Source organism: Kosmotoga olearia TBF 19.5.1 (assembly GCF_000023325.1).
Classification (GTDB): domain Bacteria; phylum Thermotogota; class Thermotogae; order Petrotogales; family Kosmotogaceae; genus Kosmotoga; species Kosmotoga olearia.
In genome coordinates this window covers 2,285,238-2,302,126 of the sequence record NC_012785.1, presented here as the reverse complement: position 1 = coordinate 2,302,126, position 16,889 = coordinate 2,285,238, and the positions used below count along the sequence as shown (strand labels likewise).

Below are 16,889 nucleotides of genomic sequence, written 5' to 3'. Positions count from 1 at the left end.
AGAAAGAAAGTAAGTAAAAGACCCCTTCGAAGAAAGTCATAGATATGATACCAGATTTTCTCTGCAGATCAAATAGACAAATTTTGTGTGCCACTATAAAAAGGGGGAGGTTTAACCTCCCCCCACTAAATGTGCTGGTTACGATTTAAATACAATTATTCTACCTTTATAGCCTGAACCGGACAGGAATCGGCTGCGTCCTGAGCACAGCTGGCTTCGGTTTCAGGAACGATAACCTCAGCCTTGCCCTCGTCATTCATCTTAAAAACCTCTGGACAGAGACCTTCACAAACGCCACAACCGATGCAAGTGTCCTTGTCGACGTAAACTTTCACACTAACACCTCCTAAAGTGAAATGGTTGATAAGATTTTATTCTATTTCTTTTGCAACCTCAATGAGCTTTTTGGCCATTTCAATTCCAACGCGTTCCTGACCTTCATAGGTGCTTGCGCCAATATGAGGTGTGGCTACAACATTGGGTAATCCCAGCAACTTTCTGCGAAGCTCATCAACGGGCGGTTCAACCTCAAAGACATCGAGAGCCGCACCCGCTAACTTTCCTGCAATTAAAGCATCATAAAGAGCCTGTTCATCTAGTACTCCACCTCTGGCTGCATTGATTATAACAGCTCCATCTTTCATTTTTTCTATCTCCTTTTCTCCGAGGATGTGCAATGTTCGGGGAGTCAATGGAACATGAAGCGAGACAACATCAGCTTTTGCAAGAACATCGTCAACCGATTTGGTGAGTTCTACATCTAAGTCTGTGTTCTCAACGTAGGGATCAAAAGCAACAACATGCATTCCAAAAGCTAACGCTCTCTTTGCAACTTCCCTGCCAATCGCACCGAATCCTATGAGTCCAAGGGTTTTTCCGTAAATTTCATGCCCTTTAAGCTTCTTCTTTTCCCACTTACCTTCTTTCAAACCATTGGTTCCTCTGGGGATTTGCCTCATGAGAGCGATTAAAAGACCGATGGTAAGTTCAGCAGCTGAAATCGCATTTGCACCTGGTGTATTGTAAACCCTGATTCCAAGTTCTTTCGCAGTGGAAACGTCAACATTGTCAAGCCCTACGCCAGCTCTTCCTACTACTTTGAGTTTTGTTCCAGCTTTCAAAATATCTGCTGTGACCTTCGTGGCACTCCTGACAACGAGGAATTCGATATCTGGAATGATCTTCAGCAATTCTTCTTTGTCCAGGTGCTCCTGAGTTACTTCAAAAAGTCCAGATTCCTCTAACATATTCATTGCTTTTGGAGCCAGGGGATCATTAGCATGAAGCCTGAACATCAAACCCCCTCCTTCTCAAAGATCTCTTCTGCTGCTTTCACACCTGAGCCGTATTCTATGTTGTATCCGAGTTTTCTCAATACCATTTCAAGAGCGGAGACGGCAATAATCACATCGAATTTGCTCATGTAACCGAGATGAGCCACTCTGAATATCTTACCCTTCATGTCTCCCTGACCACCTGCGATAGTAACTCCGTACTCATCTCTCATGATAGAAACGAGTTTCAAGCCATCAACGCCTTCAGGCACTCTAACCGCAGTCAAAACATTTCCTGGATTTTTGGAGAAGAACTCCAAACCAAGCGCTTTTATAGCTGCCCTGGTGGCATCCGCAAGGATTCTATGGCGTTCCCAGACGTTTTCCATACCTTCTTCTTTCAGCATTTCAACAGCCTTTTTCAGCTGATAAATGAGATTGACAGCGGGTGTATAAGGAGCTGGATTCTTTTTGTATGCGCGGGCATCGAAATAGAAACGTGGAGTTGTTGTGGTTTCAACCTTTTTCCATGCATCTTCGCTGAATGTAATGAATCCAAGACCCGGAGGCAACATGAATCCTTTCTGAGAACCGGCTACAACGACGTCAAGGTTCCATTCGTCGGTCTTGAGAGGTTGGGCAATCAAACCGCTGATGGCGTCAACAACGATCAACTTACCGTGTTTCTTGACAACTTTACTGAACCCTTCAATGTCCATTACCGTTCCGGTAGAGGTTTCACTGAGGGTTGTGAAAACTGCAACTGTATCCGGATTCGCCTGTAAAGCATCATCGATCATTTCAGGGGTGGCATAGTCACCGTACTCAATCTTGATCGGTACTACCTGGGCGCCGTAAACCTTACATATCTTTTCCCAACGTTCGCCAAACTTACCGCCAACCACAACAATAACCTTTTCACCGGGAGAAACGAGGTTTGCAACAGCCATCTCCATGGCACCGGTCCCCGAAGAAGAAAGAAGAAAGAGATCATTTGTGGTCTGGAAAACATATTTAGTTCCTTCAATTGCCTCATCCATGATCTTTTTAAACTGGGGAGTTCTGTGGTGAATCGTGTCCCGAGCTCCTTCCAGCAAAAGATCAATTGGCACGGGTGTAGGGCCGGGAGCGAGAAGATAATTTTTCTTTACTAATTTTGACAATTCAAGCACCTCCTTATAGCGCAATATAGTATCTGAATAAAACATACAAACTCGCTATCACTCCTGTAACGATGACTATGGGGAAGCTGTATCTGAAATACTCTGAAAAAGTAAGTTTTCCTCTCTCGAGTTTCTGACTCATTCCGCTTACCACTATATTTGCTGCTGCTCCAACGATTGTACCATTTCCACCGTAACATGCTCCAAGAACGAGAGCCCACCACAAAGTATCTGCCAGGCCGGTGTTCGTTGAAAAAATAAGACTACTATTATGGATTATGTTTTCGACGATTGGTATCATTATCATCACCATTGGTACAGCGCTAACCAATCCAGCCATCAATAGCGGGAACCATAGAACAAAAAGTAACAGGAAAATCGGCGATGGAAACAGATGAACAAGTCCATTCACGAGATACTCCATAACCCCCACAGCTTCCAGACCGTAGACAAGGGTGAACATTCCAAGGAAAAAGAAAATAGTTCCCCATTCTATTTTCTTAAACACTTTCTCCATCGTCTCGGAGTCAACCCTGAGCAAGAAGAGAAGTACAGCTGCAGCCAGGAGTGATACAAGTGCCGGATCTATTCCCAGAGACGGTGGAAGCATGAATCCTATTAAAGCACCAACAAAGACCAGCAGAGATTTTGCCATCAATTTCTTATCACGAATCTGACTTTTAGGATTGGTCTGAGAAAACCTTCTCAGAATAACTTTTTCTTCTGCATCCAGTTTAAAATATTTTCCCTCTTTCCACAATAGCAGAATAATCACAGTAAAGATTGTTATTCCTACTACGGGAGCTACATTTACCAGAAAATCGTTAAAACTCTTTTCAGCTGCAAAACCCACAAGCATGTTAGGTGGATCACCAATCAGGGTTGCAGCACCTCCGAGATTCGCAGAAAGGATTATCATTACGAGATAGGGGAAAGGGTTCTTGCCAATGGTCTCGGTAACTGCAAGAACCACAGGGACAAAAACCATAACGGTGCTGACATTGTTCAAAAAAGCGGAAGAGATGGCAACAATAACCGAAGTAACCACAAAAAGCAGGCGAAAATTTCCTCGGCTTAACTTCACAACGGTTATCGCAACGAACTGGAAAAATCCGGATTCTTCTATGAAAGGGAGTATTATCATCATACCAAGCAACAATCCAAGGGTTTTAAAGTCCACAAATTCGCTAAGCTCATCGAGACTAATTTTCTTGATAGCCTCCGGGACGAGTTCAGGATAAGTGTTTGTAAAAATAGCGGTCAAAAACAGAAGGATCGCTCCAGCGGCAAAAGCGCTCGCGGCTTTGTCCATCTTGTTACTGATCAGGAAGTAATACACAATACCCATCAAGAACAATACAATTGCTCCGTAGACAAAAGCCACTATAACCACTCCTCTAATATGAAGGTATTTTCATCTTTGCAAATACTTGCATGCACGAAATTTCATATATGTTTTTCCGCGATACTCTGAATGGGTTTAAAATCCCCCTTTTGAAGGTTATACCTTGTTTTTTTCAAGATGGCATTGAATTGCTTTACTATTATATGAATCATTGTGCCAATAATAATAATAATATTTTAGGGGGTGAGTACATGAAAGATTATAAATTTTCGAGTACAGCGCTTTGAAGGTTATACCTTGTTTTTTTCAAGATGGCATTGAATTGCTTTACTATTATATGAATCATTGTGCCAATAATAATAATATTTTAGGGGGTGAGTACATGAAAGATTATAAATTTTCGAGTACAGCGCTGCGAATGAAGTCATCCATTATCCGTGAACTCTTAAAGGAAGCCATGAACCCGGGAATGATTTCTTTTGGCGGGGGGGTTCCTGATCCTGAAACCTTTCCACGCGAAGAACTTGCAAAGGTTGCCGATAAAGTGATAAGAGAGGAATATAGCCACTCTCTTCAATATTGCCCTACAGAAGGAGATTCTGTCTTAAGAGAGGCCTATCTCAAATATCTCGAAAGGGCAGAGGGAATTACAGGGTTGAATCTCGATAACATTATAGTCACGGTGGGATCTCAAAGCGCCTTGCATCTAATCTCTGAAATCCTTCTTGACGAGGATAGCATATATTTTGTTTCAAAACCAATATATCTGGGAGCTGCAAGCGCTTTTGCACTGCGGTCATTGAATCACGAAGATCTTGAACTTCAAGACGATGGGATCGATCTGGATAGATTAGAAAAGCGGTTAGCCGAAATTGAAAAGGCCGGAGAGATGGACAAAGTTAAATTCATATACGTCATTCCAAACTTCCACAATCCAGCCGGCGTTAGTCTAAGCCTTGAGAAAAGGAAAAGGTTGATCGAGATAGCTGAAAAATACGATCTTTTAATAATTGAAGATGATCCATACGGTGAACTTCGCTATGAAGGTGAACATATCCCCTCGTTGTTCAAACTCGCCGGTAAAGAAAGGGTCCTGATGTTCAGAACCTTCAGTAAGGTTTTGTCCCCTGGAATGAGAATAGGTCTGGTGGTAGGCCACGAGAATCTTGTGAGAAAGGTTACCCAGGCAAAGCAAGCAGCCGATCTTTGTTCACCAAGTCTCACTCAGAGAATCGCCGGACGATATCTTGAACAATATGACCTCAGAGAATCACTCAAACCCACCATCGCCTTGTATAAAAAGAAGATGAAGCTTATGCTTGATGAACTTGAAAAGGACTTCTCAGATATACCGGGAGTTAAATGGACAAAACCTTCCGGCGGCCTTTTCATCTGGCTCTGTTTACCAGAGGGCTTCAATACACTTGAAATGATGGAATACGGTAAGAAAAACGGTGTCCTCTTTATACCCGGTGTGGCTTTTACGATAGATAACTCCTGTGAAAACTGCATGAGACTCTCTTTCTGTTTGCCTCCTGAGAAGGAAATCATAGAAGGAGTTGCCAGGCTTAAGAAAACTGTTCTCGAATACGGAAAAATGAAAGGTTTACTGTAAGAGGTGATTTTATGCCCAGAATATTGATTATAAACCCGGGTTCCACTTCAACGAAACTTGGTATCTATGAAAACGATGAGATCATCTGGAAAGAGAATTTTGAACATTCCGCTCACACTGAAGATTTATTGACACCCGAGGAAAGGGTGAAAATTCGAGCAAAGGAAATCGAAGGTCTTCTGTCAAAAGAGGGGTTCAAAATAGAAGAATTTGATGCTATAGCCTGTAGAGGCGGCATACTCCCGCCGCTAGAAAGTGGGACCTATGAGGTAGATGAAGAAATGGTTGACTATTTGCTTCACAAAACAGGTGTTGACCACCCTTCAAACCTGGCAGCGCCAATTGGAAGATTGCTTTCCAGAGGAAATATCCCCGTCTACATAACCGATCCGGTTTCAGTAGACGAGTTTTGGGATGAAGCAAGGCTTTCAGGGATTCCGCAAATAGAGCGCCGGAGCCTCTTTCATGCCCTTAATATGAAAGCGGTTGCAAGGAAGGTAGCAGAAGAAATGGGAAAGCCTCTGGAAGAAATGAATTTTGTGATAGCTCATCTCGGCGGCGGGATCTCCGTAGGGCTTCAGGTTAAAGGAAAAATGGTGGATGTAAATAATGCAAACGATGAAGGCCCCTTTAGTCCTAACAGGACTGGAGAGCTTCCTGTTGGCGATGTAGTAGAGCTGGCTTTTAGTGGAAAATATACCGAAAAGGAGCTTCTGAAAAGATACACCAAGCAGGGAGGGCTTCTGGCTTATCTGGGAACAGACGACTTGAGAAAAGCGATGAAACTTGCTGCAAATGATCCTAAGGCAGAGCTTGTAATTGAAGGAATGGCTTATCAAATTGCCAAAGAGATCGGTGGAATGTGTGCGGTAGCCGGTGGAAATATTGACGCGATAATTCTTACGGGTAGTATGGCTTATAACTCGGACTTCGTGGAGAAAATCAAGAGCTACGTTGCCCGTTTTGCGTTGGTGGTCGTTGAGCCTGGAGAAAATGAACTCCTTGCGTTAGCTGAAGGTGCTAAACGTGTTTTAACAGGGAAAGAGAACCCAAAGCGTTTCAAGGTGGGTGAAACTATATGAGTACAATAAGGACTCTTTCAGAGATAGTTGAACGTGTTCGTGGAAGAAAGGGGATTGTGGCTGTTGCTGTAGCTGAAGATGTCGTTGTTTTAAAAGCGATAAAAGCGGCTGTTAACGAAGAAATTGCCGAATTTCTTCTTTTCGGAAATCAGAGAAAAATCGAAGAAATTGCCGGAGAAATCGGGCTTGATCACGGCTACAAAATTGTAGGAACACAGAGCAACGCTGACGCTGTCAAAAAAGCAGTGGAAGCCGTTGCAAAAGGGGAAGCCAGTCTGCTGATGAAAGGTAAAGTAAAAACTGGAGATTTGTTAAGTGTCTATCTTAAAGAGGAGTATGGGCTCAGAACGGGCAGAACCATGAACCTTGTCAGTGTATTTGAGATTCCTGAATATTCTCGTTTACTTGTGGTTACTGATGCAGGTATGGTTATAGCTCCGGATCTGAAGCAAAAAGCCGATTCAATTGTCAATGCTTCTATCGTTGCCAGGGCCTTAGGGATAGAACCTCCGAAAGTCGCTGTGCTTGGTGCAATAGAGGTTGTTAACGAAAAGATGCCGGCAACGCTGGATGCGGCCATTCTTTCCAAAATGTCCCAGAGAGGTCAGCTCGGCAAGGTTGTCGTTGACGGTCCCTTTGCACTGGATAATGCGGTATCGATAGAAGCAGCCAAACACAAAGGTATAGAAAGTCCTGTGGCCGGACAAGCTGATATTCTCATAATGCCAGACATTGAAGCCGGTAATATCTTTTATAAGGCCATGGTTTTCCTGGGCAAAGCCGAGGTTGCAAGCAGTATCGTCGGTGGTAAAATCCCGATAATTCTGACTTCGCGAGCAGATTCCGACAGAACAAAACTCTATTCCATCGCTCTCAACGTTCTTCTTTCGGAGGGATGACAATGAAGAGAATTCTCGTGATAAATCCTGGATCCACATCGACAAAATTGGCTATCTTTGAAGATGCACGCGCCGTTGTTGACAAAACTATCCGGCATTCGGTTGAAGAATTATCTCCCTTCAACAGTTTGTACGAACAAAAGGATTTTCGGAAAAATTTGATAATAAACTTTCTGAAGGATTCCGGTTATTGCCTTGAAGATTTCGACGCTTTCGTGGGTAGAGGAGGTCTTTTAGCTCCTATTCCCGGTGGAACCTATCTGGTAACAGAAAGAATGATACAGGACTTGAAGGAAGCGAAGTATGGTGAACACGCTTCCAACCTTGGTGGAATATTAGCAAAAGAGTTATCTATGGAATCGAAGAAGGAGATCCCGGCATATATAGCCGATCCTGTTGTTGTCGATGAAATGCAGGAAGTGGCGAGACTTTCCGGGCATCCGGACTTCACTAGAAAATCTATATTTCATGCACTCAATCAAAAAGCCGTCGCAAGATATGTCGCAGCAAAACACGGTAAAAAATATGAAGAAATGAACCTTATCGTCGTTCATATGGGTGGTGGAATCTCGATAGGTGCCCATCGGAAGGGAAGGGTAGTAGATGTGAACAACGCACTCAACGGCGATGGACCATTTACCCCTGAACGCGCTGGAACGCTTCCATTGACCGGGCTCATAAAACTCTGTTACAGTGGAAAATACTCAAAAGCCGAGATAAAGAAACTCATCAAAGGAAAGGGTGGCCTGGTAGCCTACACAGGCATAAATGATTGTAGAAAGATACAGGACGCCATTAGCGACGGAAACAAAGAATGGGAATTCTACTACCGCGGTATGGCATATCAAATTATAAAGTGGATCGGAAAAATGGCAGCTGTACTAAAGGGTGATGTGGACGCTATCGTTCTTACAGGTGGAATCGCTTACGATGATGAATTCATGGTGAAGTGGATCGAGGAAAAGGTTTCCTTCATCGCTCCGATAGAGGTAGTGGCTGGCGGAAATGAGGAAGAGGCTCTCGCAATTGCTGCATTAAGGGTTTTGAATGGAGAGGAAGAGGCGAAGATTTATGAAACTGTTGCCATGGTTTGAAAACAGGATTTTAATATTCATGGGAATGTTCGGGAGCGGTAAGACGGAGATCGCACTGAACGTAGCCTTTCATCTTAAAGAAAGTTTTGAAAAAGTTGCCATTGCAGATATCGACGTAATAAGTCCCTATTTTCGTTCACGTGACCACACTGCTGAACTTGAAAAGAAGGGAATAAAAGTGATCACACCTCCTGGACAGCTTATGCATGCAGATTTACCCATCATTTCTCCTGCAGTTCGCGGCTTTATTGAAAACAATGAATATCGCCTCGTTCTTGATGTTGGAGGTAACGATGACGGTGCTGTGGTTCTTGGTTCATTGAGTTATTTGTTGAAGAAAGTGAATGTCTCCACGTTTTTTGTTATCAATCCTTTCAGACCTTTCACAGACACCGTCCAGAAAACAGTCGAGCATATCGAAAGGCTATCATCAAAAGCCCGAATGAAAATTGATTATCTCATCAACAATGCTAATCTTGGAAATGAAACAACACCAGAAAATGTGAAATATGGTGAGAAATTCATCAAGGAAGTTTCAAAGGCCACGGAAATTCCGGTGGCAATGACTATCGTTATTGACGGATTAAAGGAAGAAAAATTACAATTCCCGGTTTTTAATTTGAAAAAACATCTGAAAACCCCATGGGAGGTATGAGATGATGATGAATTACGTTGTTATCGATGAAGAACGCTGCAAGGGCTGTGGACTGTGTATAAATGCCTGTCCTAAGAAGGTATTGAGTTTTTCTAAGAAATTCAATAGCAAAGGTTATCACCCAGCCCAACAGCATGATCCGGACAACTGTATAGGTTGTGGCTTCTGTTATATGATGTGTCCTGACACTGCTATAACCGTCTATCGTGAAACAGCTGAGGTTTCAAAATAAGGGAGGAGTTGCGATGGAAGAAAAAGTGATGGTTAAAGGCAACGAAGCTATGGGGGAAGCGGCAGTAAGGGCAGGATGTAGACTTTATTTCGGTTATCCCATAACTCCCCAATCCGAATTAACTGAGTATATGGCCAGACGCCTTCCGGAGGTTGGAGGGACATTCCTGCAATCTGAGAGTGAGGTAGCTGCTGTCAATATGATTTACGGTGCTGCCAGCACGGGAACTCGCGTTATGACTTCAACCTCAAGCCCCGGATTCAGTTTGATGCAGGAAGGTGTTTCCTACATTGCTGGTGCGGAGCTTCCGGCAGTCTTCATAAATGTTGTTCGCGGCGGCCCGGGCCTCGGTGACATTCAACCGGCCCAGAGCGATTATTTCCAGGCCACAAAGGGCGGCGGACATGGGGATTACAAATTGATAGTTCTTTCACCGGGTTCAATTCAGGAAGCTGTTGATCTTGTGGTGCTAGCATTCGATCTGGCTGATAAATATCGAAACCCCGTGCTTATTCTCGCAGACGGTATGCTTGGCCAGATGATGGAACCTGTTTCATTCCCTGAATTCCGTGATTTAAGCACCTTGCCTGATCACAGCTCATGGGCGTTGCAGGGATGTGAAGGAAGAGAACCCCATAAAGTAACTTCATTTAACATCGATCCTCACTGTCTTGAAGAAATGAACCTAGGTTATCAGAAAAAATATAGAGAGATTGAGAAAAATGAGGTTCGTTATTTAACAGAAATGGTTGATGACGCTGAATATCTTCTTGTTGCTTACGGAACCATGGGAAGAATTCTTGGAAACGTTGTAAGAAAAGCCAGAGAAATGGGAATAAAGGCCGGCCTGTTCAGGCCAATCACTCTCTGGCCTTATCCTTATAGAGAACTCAAAGAAGCGGCGAAGGGAAAGAAAGCTGTGCTAACCGTTGAAATGTCTGCCGGGCAAATGGTTGAAGATGTGCGGCTTGCTGTAGAGGGAAACGTTCCTGTACATTTCTACGGACGCACCGGAGGAGTTGTACCGACACCGCAGGAAGTCTTCGGTGAACTCAAGAAAATCGTTGAAAGAGGTGAATGAAGGTGGCGAAAGTTACTCTATTTCAGCGCCCTAAATCCTTAGCAAAAAGAGATTTTACATACTGTCCTGGATGCCATCACGGGATCGTTCATAGACTGATTGCCGAAGTGATAGACGAACTCGGTATTCAGGGAAAAACGATAATGGTGGCTCCTGTTGGATGTTCGGTTTTTGCATATGAATTCTTTGATGTTGACGGTACGGTCGCCCCACACGGAAGAGCGCCCGCGGTGGCTACCGGTATGAAACGAGCAATGCCGGATAGGGTTGTTTTTACCTATCAGGGAGACGGTGATCTTGCTGCCATAGGTACTGCCGAGATAATCCATGCGGCCAATCGTGGCGAAAAGATAACCACTATCTTCATAAACAACGCCATTTACGGTATGACCGGAGGTCAAATGGCTCCAACCACACTTCTCGGCATGAAGACAACAACCTCCCCATACGGCAGAACATCAGAAAGGGAAGGATACCCGATACACGTGTCAGAGATTCTGAAGGAAGCTGCAGGAGTTGTTTATCTTGAAAGGGTTGCTGTAAGCTCCCCGGCCGAGGTTAGAAAAGCCAAACAAGCGATTAAAAAAGCGTTTATCGCACAGATAAAAGGACTGGGATTCTCTCTGGTAGAGGTTCTCTCTACATGTCCAACCAACTGGGGAATGAGCCCGATAGAATCCATAAAATGGCTAAATGAGAACATGAAAAAAGAGTATCCAATGGGAGTATTCGTGGATAAGGTTGGTGACGTGAAATGAGCGAACACATACTGATAGCAGCCGGATTTGGCGGTCAGGGTGTAATGCTTCTTGGACAGGTACTGGCAACAGCGGCCATGTTTGAAGACAAACACAGCACCTGGTTACCCTCTTATGGTCCTGAAATGCGCGGAGGAACAGCAAACTGTACGGTGGTTATCAGCGATGAATTCATCGCATCGCCGATTTCTGATACCCCGAATGAACTAATAATAATGAACATCCCATCACTGTTGAAATTCGAAAAAAACCTGACACCCTCAGGTATCATGATTCTCAATACCTCCGTCGTAGACAGAGAACCAACCAGGACGGATATAAAGGTCGCAAAAGTCGATGCCAACAAAATCGCCGAAGAAATCGGCAATCTGAAAATAGCGAACATGGTTGCTCTTGGCGCTTATCTCGCAATGACCGGAGCTGTTTCAACCGGAAGTATCGAAAAAGCACTGAGGAAAAAGCTCACCGGGAAAAAGGTCGAATTGATCGATTTGAACCTCAAAGCCATTGAGGCCGGAATGAGAGCGGTAAAAGATTGAGAAAAAGGAATAAAAATTAGAAAGCGCGGGAGCTCATGAGCTGTTCCGCGCTTTTTCTATTTCCTCCCTGAATTCTAAAAGTTTATCGGGCTCTTCGAAAAAAGTCCAGATACCGTCGCCCGTTCTTATTACAAGAAAGTAGTCCTTCTCTTTAGGTTTTCCAATGGTTCGGAAGTTTTTAATGGGAAGAAAGAGATCTCTTAGCCTCGGATAATATAAAGGATTCTCTGAAATCGCCTGATGAACGCCTGTTTCAACTATATCTTTCATCTTAAGCTCAACCGGAACCTTGCCACCCTGAAAGGTCTCTATCAGTAAGTGAAGTTTTCTCTTGAACAGGATGGCATAACACTGGGTCATTCGAATCTTTTCTATCCTCTCGACCTCGCCGAAGGTGTAGAGAAAGGATTTTACCTGTTTTCTGTATTCTTTTCCTTCGAGACCAAGGCTTTGTATAAATCTCTCTTTCGAACGTTCTTCCGCAAATCCCAGGAGAGCGGTAATCGTTCCGACAATGGTCCCGAAGAGATGACCGGCCGAACCGATATTGAAGAATATGGCCACCGCTTCCGCTACCAGTAGTGCCACGGTTGAAAAAACGATAACAGGGTACTCGAACCTTTTCCTGAGGGTTACAAAAACCACCGTAAGGGCTTCAGCCACGAGAAAGTACCACAACGGGGAAAGGAAAAACCTGGAAACCATGGCAGCTATCAGAAGAGCTATTCCTAAAATCATTTTCGCACCTACTTTCCTACACAAAAGTTTCCGAAGATTTTGTCCAGCAAATCTTCAGCGGAGTATCGTCCCGTCAATTCATCGTAGATAAAGATGATTTGTTGAAGATATGATCCAACAACGTCGGGAGTAATACCTGACTTTAAGGCTTCAAGAATTTCTTCAATCATTTCCACAGATCTCTGCACAAGCGCAAGTTGCCTTTCGGTGACAAAGACCTCATCTGGATAGAGTTCAGTGATATCCTGAGTTCTTTCTACCATGAGATTTTCAAGTTTATCGATCCCTCTTCCTGTTTTTGCACTTATACACACATCGAATCCATCCGGGCATTTTTCGACCATATCGAGTTTGTTGCCTATCAATATACTGTGCCTGAATTCTTTCCTCAGCTTCTCGTACAGTTCTAGATCATTTTCGGGTTCGATCAGATCGACCATAAAAAGAACAAGGTCGGCCTCCTTTATCTGTTTTAAGCTTCTTTCAATACCGATTCTTTCGACTTTATCCGATGACTCACGAATCCCCGCCGTATCAACCAATCGAAAGTATATACCGTTGATACTTATGTCTTCTTCGATGGTGTCGCGGGTTGTTCCGGGAATATCGGTAACAATTGCCCTGTCTCGTCTCAGTAAAGCGTTCAGCAAAGTCGATTTCCCTACATTCGTTCTACCCGCGATGACTGTTTTTACACCGTTGACAGCCACAATACCGTTTTCTCCGTGTCTGATCAGCTTCTTCACCCTGCTCAGGGTCTTTTCCAATTCCCGAATTATTTCATCATCGGAGCCCTCAATTTCGTCAGGATAATTGAGCTCTACCTCAACTTTTGCGAGTAGTTCCAAAAGAGTTTCTCTTATCCTATTTATAGTCTGGCTAAGTCTGCCAGAATAATTTGATAAAGCAGCTTTCAATGCCTTTTTGCTGTGGGCACTTACAAGGGTCTCTATTGACTCTGCTTTTATCAAATCCATTTTGCCATTGAGTACGGCCCGTTTTGTGAACTCTCCCGGAAGCGCCTGCCTGAACCCCACTTTGATGAGCTCCTGCAGAATGATTCTCAGAATAAGGGGGCTCCCGTGTGAAATAAGCTCGACCATATCCTCGCCAGTGTAGGACTTTGGCGACTTATAAAACGCAATCATCACTTCATCTATCATCTCACCATTGATCGTAAAGGGGGTGAGATACAGCCGCCACGGTTTGGGATCGGTGACATTGACAAAGGGAAGTAGCTTTTCCCAGCTTCCTTCACCGGAACACCTTATTATTCCCAACGCAGAAATGCCGGGAGATGTGGCAATGGCACAAATAGGGTCATGAATCATCTTTATCATCTCCAAGAAAGATAGCTTTTATTGTATCAAGGAGTTTTTCTTCCTTGATATTGTACAGGATAACCTTTGACTCCTTCTCGTTGAAAATGTTTCTTAAACCATCGAATATCTTTACATTTTTCTTCCCGCTTTCCTTCAATCCGATAATAACCGCTTCAGAATGCGGGTCGTATTCTATGAACTTTATTGATAGGTTATAAGCGGCTATTCTTATTCTCGCAGCATCGAGAAGAGATCTTACTTCATCGGGTAAAGTGCCAAACCTATCCTTCAATTCTTCCTCGATTTCTGTGATCTCTTCAACGGACCTGCTCATTGCTATCCGCCTATAAATCTTCATCCTTTCAAAAGAATCGTTGATGTATTCCTCAGGGATTACCATATCATAGGGTATATTGTGCAATTCGGTATCTATGAATTTTTCTTCCAGTGGTTCGAGTTCCTTTATGCCTCTGGCTTCAGCTACAGCTCTCTCCACCATCTCTTTGTACAGGTACAACCCGATGGAGGAAATATTTCCGTGCTGTTCTTTGCCAAGTAATTCTCCGAATCCCCTTATTTCCATATCCTTTATGGCGAGTTTCATTCCGCTCCCTGGTCCGGAAAATTCCCTCAAAGCCTTCAAACGTTCTTTTGCTTTTGGCGTCAGACGTTTAGGATTGTACAAAAAGTACGCAAATGCTCTTCTGGTGCTTCTGCCTACCCTTCCTCTCAATTGATAAAGTTGAGCCAGCCCATATCTCTGAGAATCATCAACTATAAGGGTGTTCGCATTGGGAATGTCAACACCGCTTTCTATGATGGTTGTGCATAACAGCATCTGAAGCTTGCCAGAGTAGAAATCACCCACATTTTTTTCGAAAAGCCTTTTGGGCATCTGGCCATGCGCCACTCCAATTTCAACCTCAGGAAGCAATGTTCTGATCTTATTTTCGAGTTTGTTGAGCTCGTTTACCCTGTTATGGACGTATATAACCTGACCCCCACGATTGATCTCTCTCAAAACAGCCGTTCTGATCAACCTGTCGTTGACGGGACCGACATACGTTTCCGGCATGGTTCTCCCAATGGGTGGAGTCGCGATCATGGAAAGTTCTCTGAGCCCTGAAAGTGCCATGTAAAGTGTTCTGGGAATTGGTGTGGCACTCATGGTCAAAACGTTGACCTCAAGCCTGAGTTTCTTCAAATGTTCCTTCTGCATTACCCCGAAGAGCTGCTCTTCATCGATTATTACCAGCCCCAGATCAGCGAAACGCACGTCTTTAGAGAGCAGGCTGTGAGTACCAATTATTACGTCGATTTTTCCATTCTTCAACTCACGAAGTATCTTCTGTCTTTCTTTCGGTGTGCGGTATCTATCGAGTATATCTACGTTAACTCCAAAGGGTTCAAGCCTGTTTTTGAAGGTTTCATAATGCTGACGCGCCAAAACTGTCGTCGGAACGAGAATCGAAACTTGCTTTCCTGAAACCACCGCTCGAAAAGCTGCTCTCAAAGCAACCTCTGTTTTGCCATAACCCGCATCGCCGCTAACAAGCCTGTCCATTGGTTTTTCGTCAGCAAGGTCGTCCAGTACCTCTTCTATAGCCTTTGCCTGATCTTCTGTCTCAAGATGGGGAAAACTTCTCTTGAACGCATCCTCCAGGGTGGGATCTCCTTTCAAGCTCAATCCCCTTAAATGCTCCCTCGTACCGTACAGCAACGCCAGTTCTTTTATCCTTTCCTTTACCTCTTTCTCAACCCGTTTCTTTCGTTTCTTCCAGGCGTTCCCTCTTAATGAATTCAACTGTATATTATCCGTATCCCCAACATACTTATGGACACGGTCGAGGCGTTCTATCGGAACGTAAATCTTCGAACCTTCGCGATATTCAATAGTGAGGTATTCCCGGGTTCCCAGAACGCCGTTAATCTTTCTTATTCCAAGAAACTTTCCAATGCCGTACTCAATATGAACGACAAAATCACCTTCTTCAAGCTCGCTCCAGTCAAAAACAGGGGCCTTGGGAACGTATTTTTCTTGTTTTCTCGGCAGATTTTTCCTGGTTGCTTTAACATCTTCGTACTTTAAAGATGTCCACTCGAAAGTCTCAACCTCTCTCTTAGAAATCAATCCATACTTTTTCACCGAATACAGCAGAGTAGGTGAAAAGGTTCCGAACCTCCTATATATGAATTTTTCGACTTCTTTGTTCGAGAGAATTTCTAGGGTTTCTCTTTCCCTGAGTTCAAAGTCTTTCAGTCCTTCTTCGGGATCTACAAAAAGGAAAAAGCAGTCATCGCCAAGATAATCTCCCAGCCAGGCCTGCTGCCTGTAAAAAAGCCCCACCACTGTATCCATCCTTTGCCAGTTGAGAGGGCTGATGGAAAACCTTTTTCCGGTAGCTTTTTCCGCGTTTTCTATTCTGAGTTTTGCCAAAGAGACGTTTTCTTCAATTGTAAGTACTTCACCAGCTGGAAAGATCTCAATTTCACTAATGTGTTTTACGCTTCTTTGGTTTCCCGGGTCAAAAAGCTTTATCTCCTCGACTATGTCATCGAAGAGAATCAATCTATACGGTAAAACGCTGCCTGGAACAAAAATATCAACGACTTCGCCTTTCCAGGAAAACTGCCCGGGTTCAACAACGGTAAAAACCCTTTCGTAACCCATCTCGACGAGTTTGTCTGGATGAAATCCAAAAGGATCGTCAATTCTAATCTTTTTCGTACTTCCTTTCATTGCTTCAGGAGGAAGCGTTTTCCTCAGAATCGCATCCAGACTGGTGTAGATCCTTTTGATGTTTTTATTCTGAAGGTTGCTCAAGCAGCTCATACGATGATTTCTCACATATGCGGAAACCCTGACGTCTTCAAAGGGAAAAACATCATGTGAAAAGAAAATCCCTTCATCTCCTGATGGTGAATGAAAGGATAGGAATCTTTGCAATTCCCTTTCCGAAGGGAAAATGATTACAGAACTTTCGGGGATTCTTTCGAGATTTTCGATTACCCAGAGAAATGGATCCTTTGTTATTATCAGTTCTTTCTCATTCAAGTTGAACGCTCCTTTGATACTACCTCAAAGCCTGAGT

Annotated in this window: 16 protein-coding genes; 9 read left to right on the top strand and 7 right to left on the bottom strand. The window is 43.7% G+C overall.

Features of this window, described 5'->3' with window-relative positions; genetic code table 11:
- Positions 1-155 precede the first annotated feature (155 nt).
- From KOLE_RS10965 to KOLE_RS10950, 4 genes are read right to left on the bottom strand one after another with little or no spacing between them, the layout of a single operon-like run.
- Positions 156-335 carry a ferredoxin gene (locus tag KOLE_RS10965; protein WP_015869488.1) on the bottom strand — a complete coding sequence of 60 codons (180 nt, stop codon included), beginning with the start codon at positions 333-335 and terminating at the stop codon, positions 156-158.
- Between the two features lie 36 nt (positions 336-371).
- The gene (locus tag KOLE_RS10960; RefSeq protein ID WP_015869487.1) at positions 372-1,295 is read right to left on the bottom strand and encodes a D-2-hydroxyacid dehydrogenase; all 924 of its coding nucleotides are present in this window, start codon (positions 1,293-1,295) and stop codon (positions 372-374) included.
- The gene (locus tag KOLE_RS10955; RefSeq protein WP_015869486.1) at positions 1,295-2,437 is read right to left on the bottom strand and encodes a pyridoxal-phosphate-dependent aminotransferase family protein; all 1,143 of its coding nucleotides are present in this window, start codon (positions 2,435-2,437) and stop codon (positions 1,295-1,297) included. The genes KOLE_RS10960 and KOLE_RS10955 overlap by 1 nt, the downstream gene beginning before the upstream one ends.
- 13 nt (positions 2,438-2,450) lie before the next feature.
- Positions 2,451-3,821, bottom strand: a complete 1,371-nt coding sequence (locus KOLE_RS10950) for an ArsB/NhaD family transporter (protein WP_015869485.1) — start codon at positions 3,819-3,821, stop codon at positions 2,451-2,453.
- Between the two features lie 343 nt (positions 3,822-4,164).
- On the opposite strand from KOLE_RS10950, the gene KOLE_RS10945 reads away from it, so the two are divergent.
- From KOLE_RS10945 to KOLE_RS10905, 9 genes are read left to right on the top strand one after another with little or no spacing between them, the layout of a single operon-like run.
- Complete coding sequence (locus KOLE_RS10945; RefSeq protein WP_015869484.1) at positions 4,165-5,397, top strand: aminotransferase-like domain-containing protein; 1,233 nt, start codon at positions 4,165-4,167, stop codon at positions 5,395-5,397.
- Between the two features lie 11 nt (positions 5,398-5,408).
- A complete protein-coding gene (gene buk, locus KOLE_RS10940) occupies positions 5,409-6,479 on the top strand; it encodes a butyrate kinase (protein WP_015869483.1) in 1,071 nt (356 codons plus the stop codon).
- Complete coding sequence (locus KOLE_RS10935) at positions 6,476-7,378, top strand: bifunctional enoyl-CoA hydratase/phosphate acetyltransferase (protein WP_015869482.1); 903 nt, start codon at positions 6,476-6,478, stop codon at positions 7,376-7,378. Before buk (KOLE_RS10940) ends, KOLE_RS10935 begins: the two co-directional genes overlap by 4 nt.
- A 2-nt stretch (positions 7,379-7,380) precedes the next feature.
- On the top strand, positions 7,381-8,472 hold the full coding sequence (gene buk, locus KOLE_RS10930) for a butyrate kinase (protein ID WP_015869481.1): 1,092 nt from the start codon (positions 7,381-7,383) through the stop codon (positions 8,470-8,472).
- On the top strand, positions 8,450-9,127 hold the full coding sequence (locus KOLE_RS10925) for a cobyric acid synthase CobQ (RefSeq protein WP_015869480.1): 678 nt from the start codon (positions 8,450-8,452) through the stop codon (positions 9,125-9,127). The genes buk (KOLE_RS10930) and KOLE_RS10925 overlap by 23 nt, the downstream gene beginning before the upstream one ends.
- A gap of 4 nt (positions 9,128-9,131) precedes the next feature.
- Positions 9,132-9,359 (top strand): 4Fe-4S dicluster domain-containing protein, encoded by a 228-nt coding sequence (locus KOLE_RS10920; protein WP_041289064.1) that lies wholly within the window; start codon positions 9,132-9,134, stop codon positions 9,357-9,359.
- 13 nt (positions 9,360-9,372) lie between these two features.
- Positions 9,373-10,440, top strand: a complete 1,068-nt coding sequence (locus KOLE_RS10915) for a 3-methyl-2-oxobutanoate dehydrogenase subunit VorB (RefSeq protein WP_015869478.1) — start codon at positions 9,373-9,375, stop codon at positions 10,438-10,440.
- Complete coding sequence (locus tag KOLE_RS10910) at positions 10,437-11,198, top strand: thiamine pyrophosphate-dependent enzyme (RefSeq protein ID WP_041288748.1); 762 nt, start codon at positions 10,437-10,439, stop codon at positions 11,196-11,198. The genes KOLE_RS10915 and KOLE_RS10910 overlap by 4 nt, the downstream gene beginning before the upstream one ends.
- Positions 11,195-11,737: a 2-oxoacid:acceptor oxidoreductase family protein gene (locus KOLE_RS10905; RefSeq protein WP_015869476.1), complete on the top strand. Its 543-nt coding sequence runs from the start codon at positions 11,195-11,197 to the stop codon at positions 11,735-11,737. Before KOLE_RS10910 ends, KOLE_RS10905 begins: the two co-directional genes overlap by 4 nt.
- A gap of 33 nt (positions 11,738-11,770) precedes the next feature.
- On the opposite strand, the gene KOLE_RS10900 is transcribed toward KOLE_RS10905, so the two are convergent.
- Genes KOLE_RS10900 through mfd form a run of 3 tightly spaced genes read right to left on the bottom strand, consistent with a single transcriptional unit; the run spans position 11,771 to position 16,852 of the window.
- Positions 11,771-12,475 (bottom strand): hypothetical protein, encoded by a 705-nt coding sequence (locus KOLE_RS10900; protein ID WP_015869475.1) that lies wholly within the window; start codon positions 12,473-12,475, stop codon positions 11,771-11,773.
- An 8-nt stretch (positions 12,476-12,483) separates the two neighbouring features.
- The gene (mnmE, locus tag KOLE_RS10895; RefSeq protein WP_015869474.1) at positions 12,484-13,806 is read right to left on the bottom strand and encodes a tRNA uridine-5-carboxymethylaminomethyl(34) synthesis GTPase MnmE; all 1,323 of its coding nucleotides are present in this window, start codon (positions 13,804-13,806) and stop codon (positions 12,484-12,486) included.
- A complete protein-coding gene (mfd, locus tag KOLE_RS10890) occupies positions 13,796-16,852 on the bottom strand; it encodes a transcription-repair coupling factor (protein WP_015869473.1) in 3,057 nt (1,018 codons plus the stop codon). The genes mnmE and mfd overlap by 11 nt, the downstream gene beginning before the upstream one ends.
- Between the last annotated feature and the right edge of the window lie 37 nt (positions 16,853-16,889).

Bases quoted from the DNA above. Each gene is read 5' to 3' on its own strand.
- KOLE_RS10945 (WP_015869484.1), top strand. From the start codon at position 4,165: ATGAAAGATTATAAATTTTCGAGTACAGCGCTGCGAATGAAGTCATCC.
- KOLE_RS10905 (WP_015869476.1), top strand. From the start codon at position 11,195: ATGAGCGAACACATACTGATAGCAGCCGGATTTGGCGGTCAGGGTGTA.
- KOLE_RS10900 (WP_015869475.1), bottom strand. From the start codon at position 12,475: ATGATTTTAGGAATAGCTCTTCTGATAGCTGCCATGGTTTCCAGGTTT.
- mnmE (WP_015869474.1), bottom strand. From the start codon at position 13,806: ATGATTCATGACCCTATTTGTGCCATTGCCACATCTCCCGGCATTTCT.
- KOLE_RS10915 (WP_015869478.1), top strand. From the start codon at position 9,373: ATGGAAGAAAAAGTGATGGTTAAAGGCAACGAAGCTATGGGGGAAGCG.
- buk (WP_015869483.1), top strand. From the start codon at position 5,409: ATGCCCAGAATATTGATTATAAACCCGGGTTCCACTTCAACGAAACTT.
- KOLE_RS10960 (WP_015869487.1), bottom strand. From the start codon at position 1,295: ATGTTCAGGCTTCATGCTAATGATCCCCTGGCTCCAAAAGCAATGAAT.
- KOLE_RS10935 (WP_015869482.1), top strand. From the start codon at position 6,476: ATGAGTACAATAAGGACTCTTTCAGAGATAGTTGAACGTGTTCGTGGA.
- KOLE_RS10925 (WP_015869480.1), top strand. From the start codon at position 8,450: ATGAAACTGTTGCCATGGTTTGAAAACAGGATTTTAATATTCATGGGA.
- KOLE_RS10910 (WP_041288748.1), top strand. From the start codon at position 10,437: ATGAAGGTGGCGAAAGTTACTCTATTTCAGCGCCCTAAATCCTTAGCA.
- KOLE_RS10920 (WP_041289064.1), top strand. From the start codon at position 9,132: ATGATGAATTACGTTGTTATCGATGAAGAACGCTGCAAGGGCTGTGGA.
- buk (WP_015869481.1), top strand. From the start codon at position 7,381: ATGAAGAGAATTCTCGTGATAAATCCTGGATCCACATCGACAAAATTG.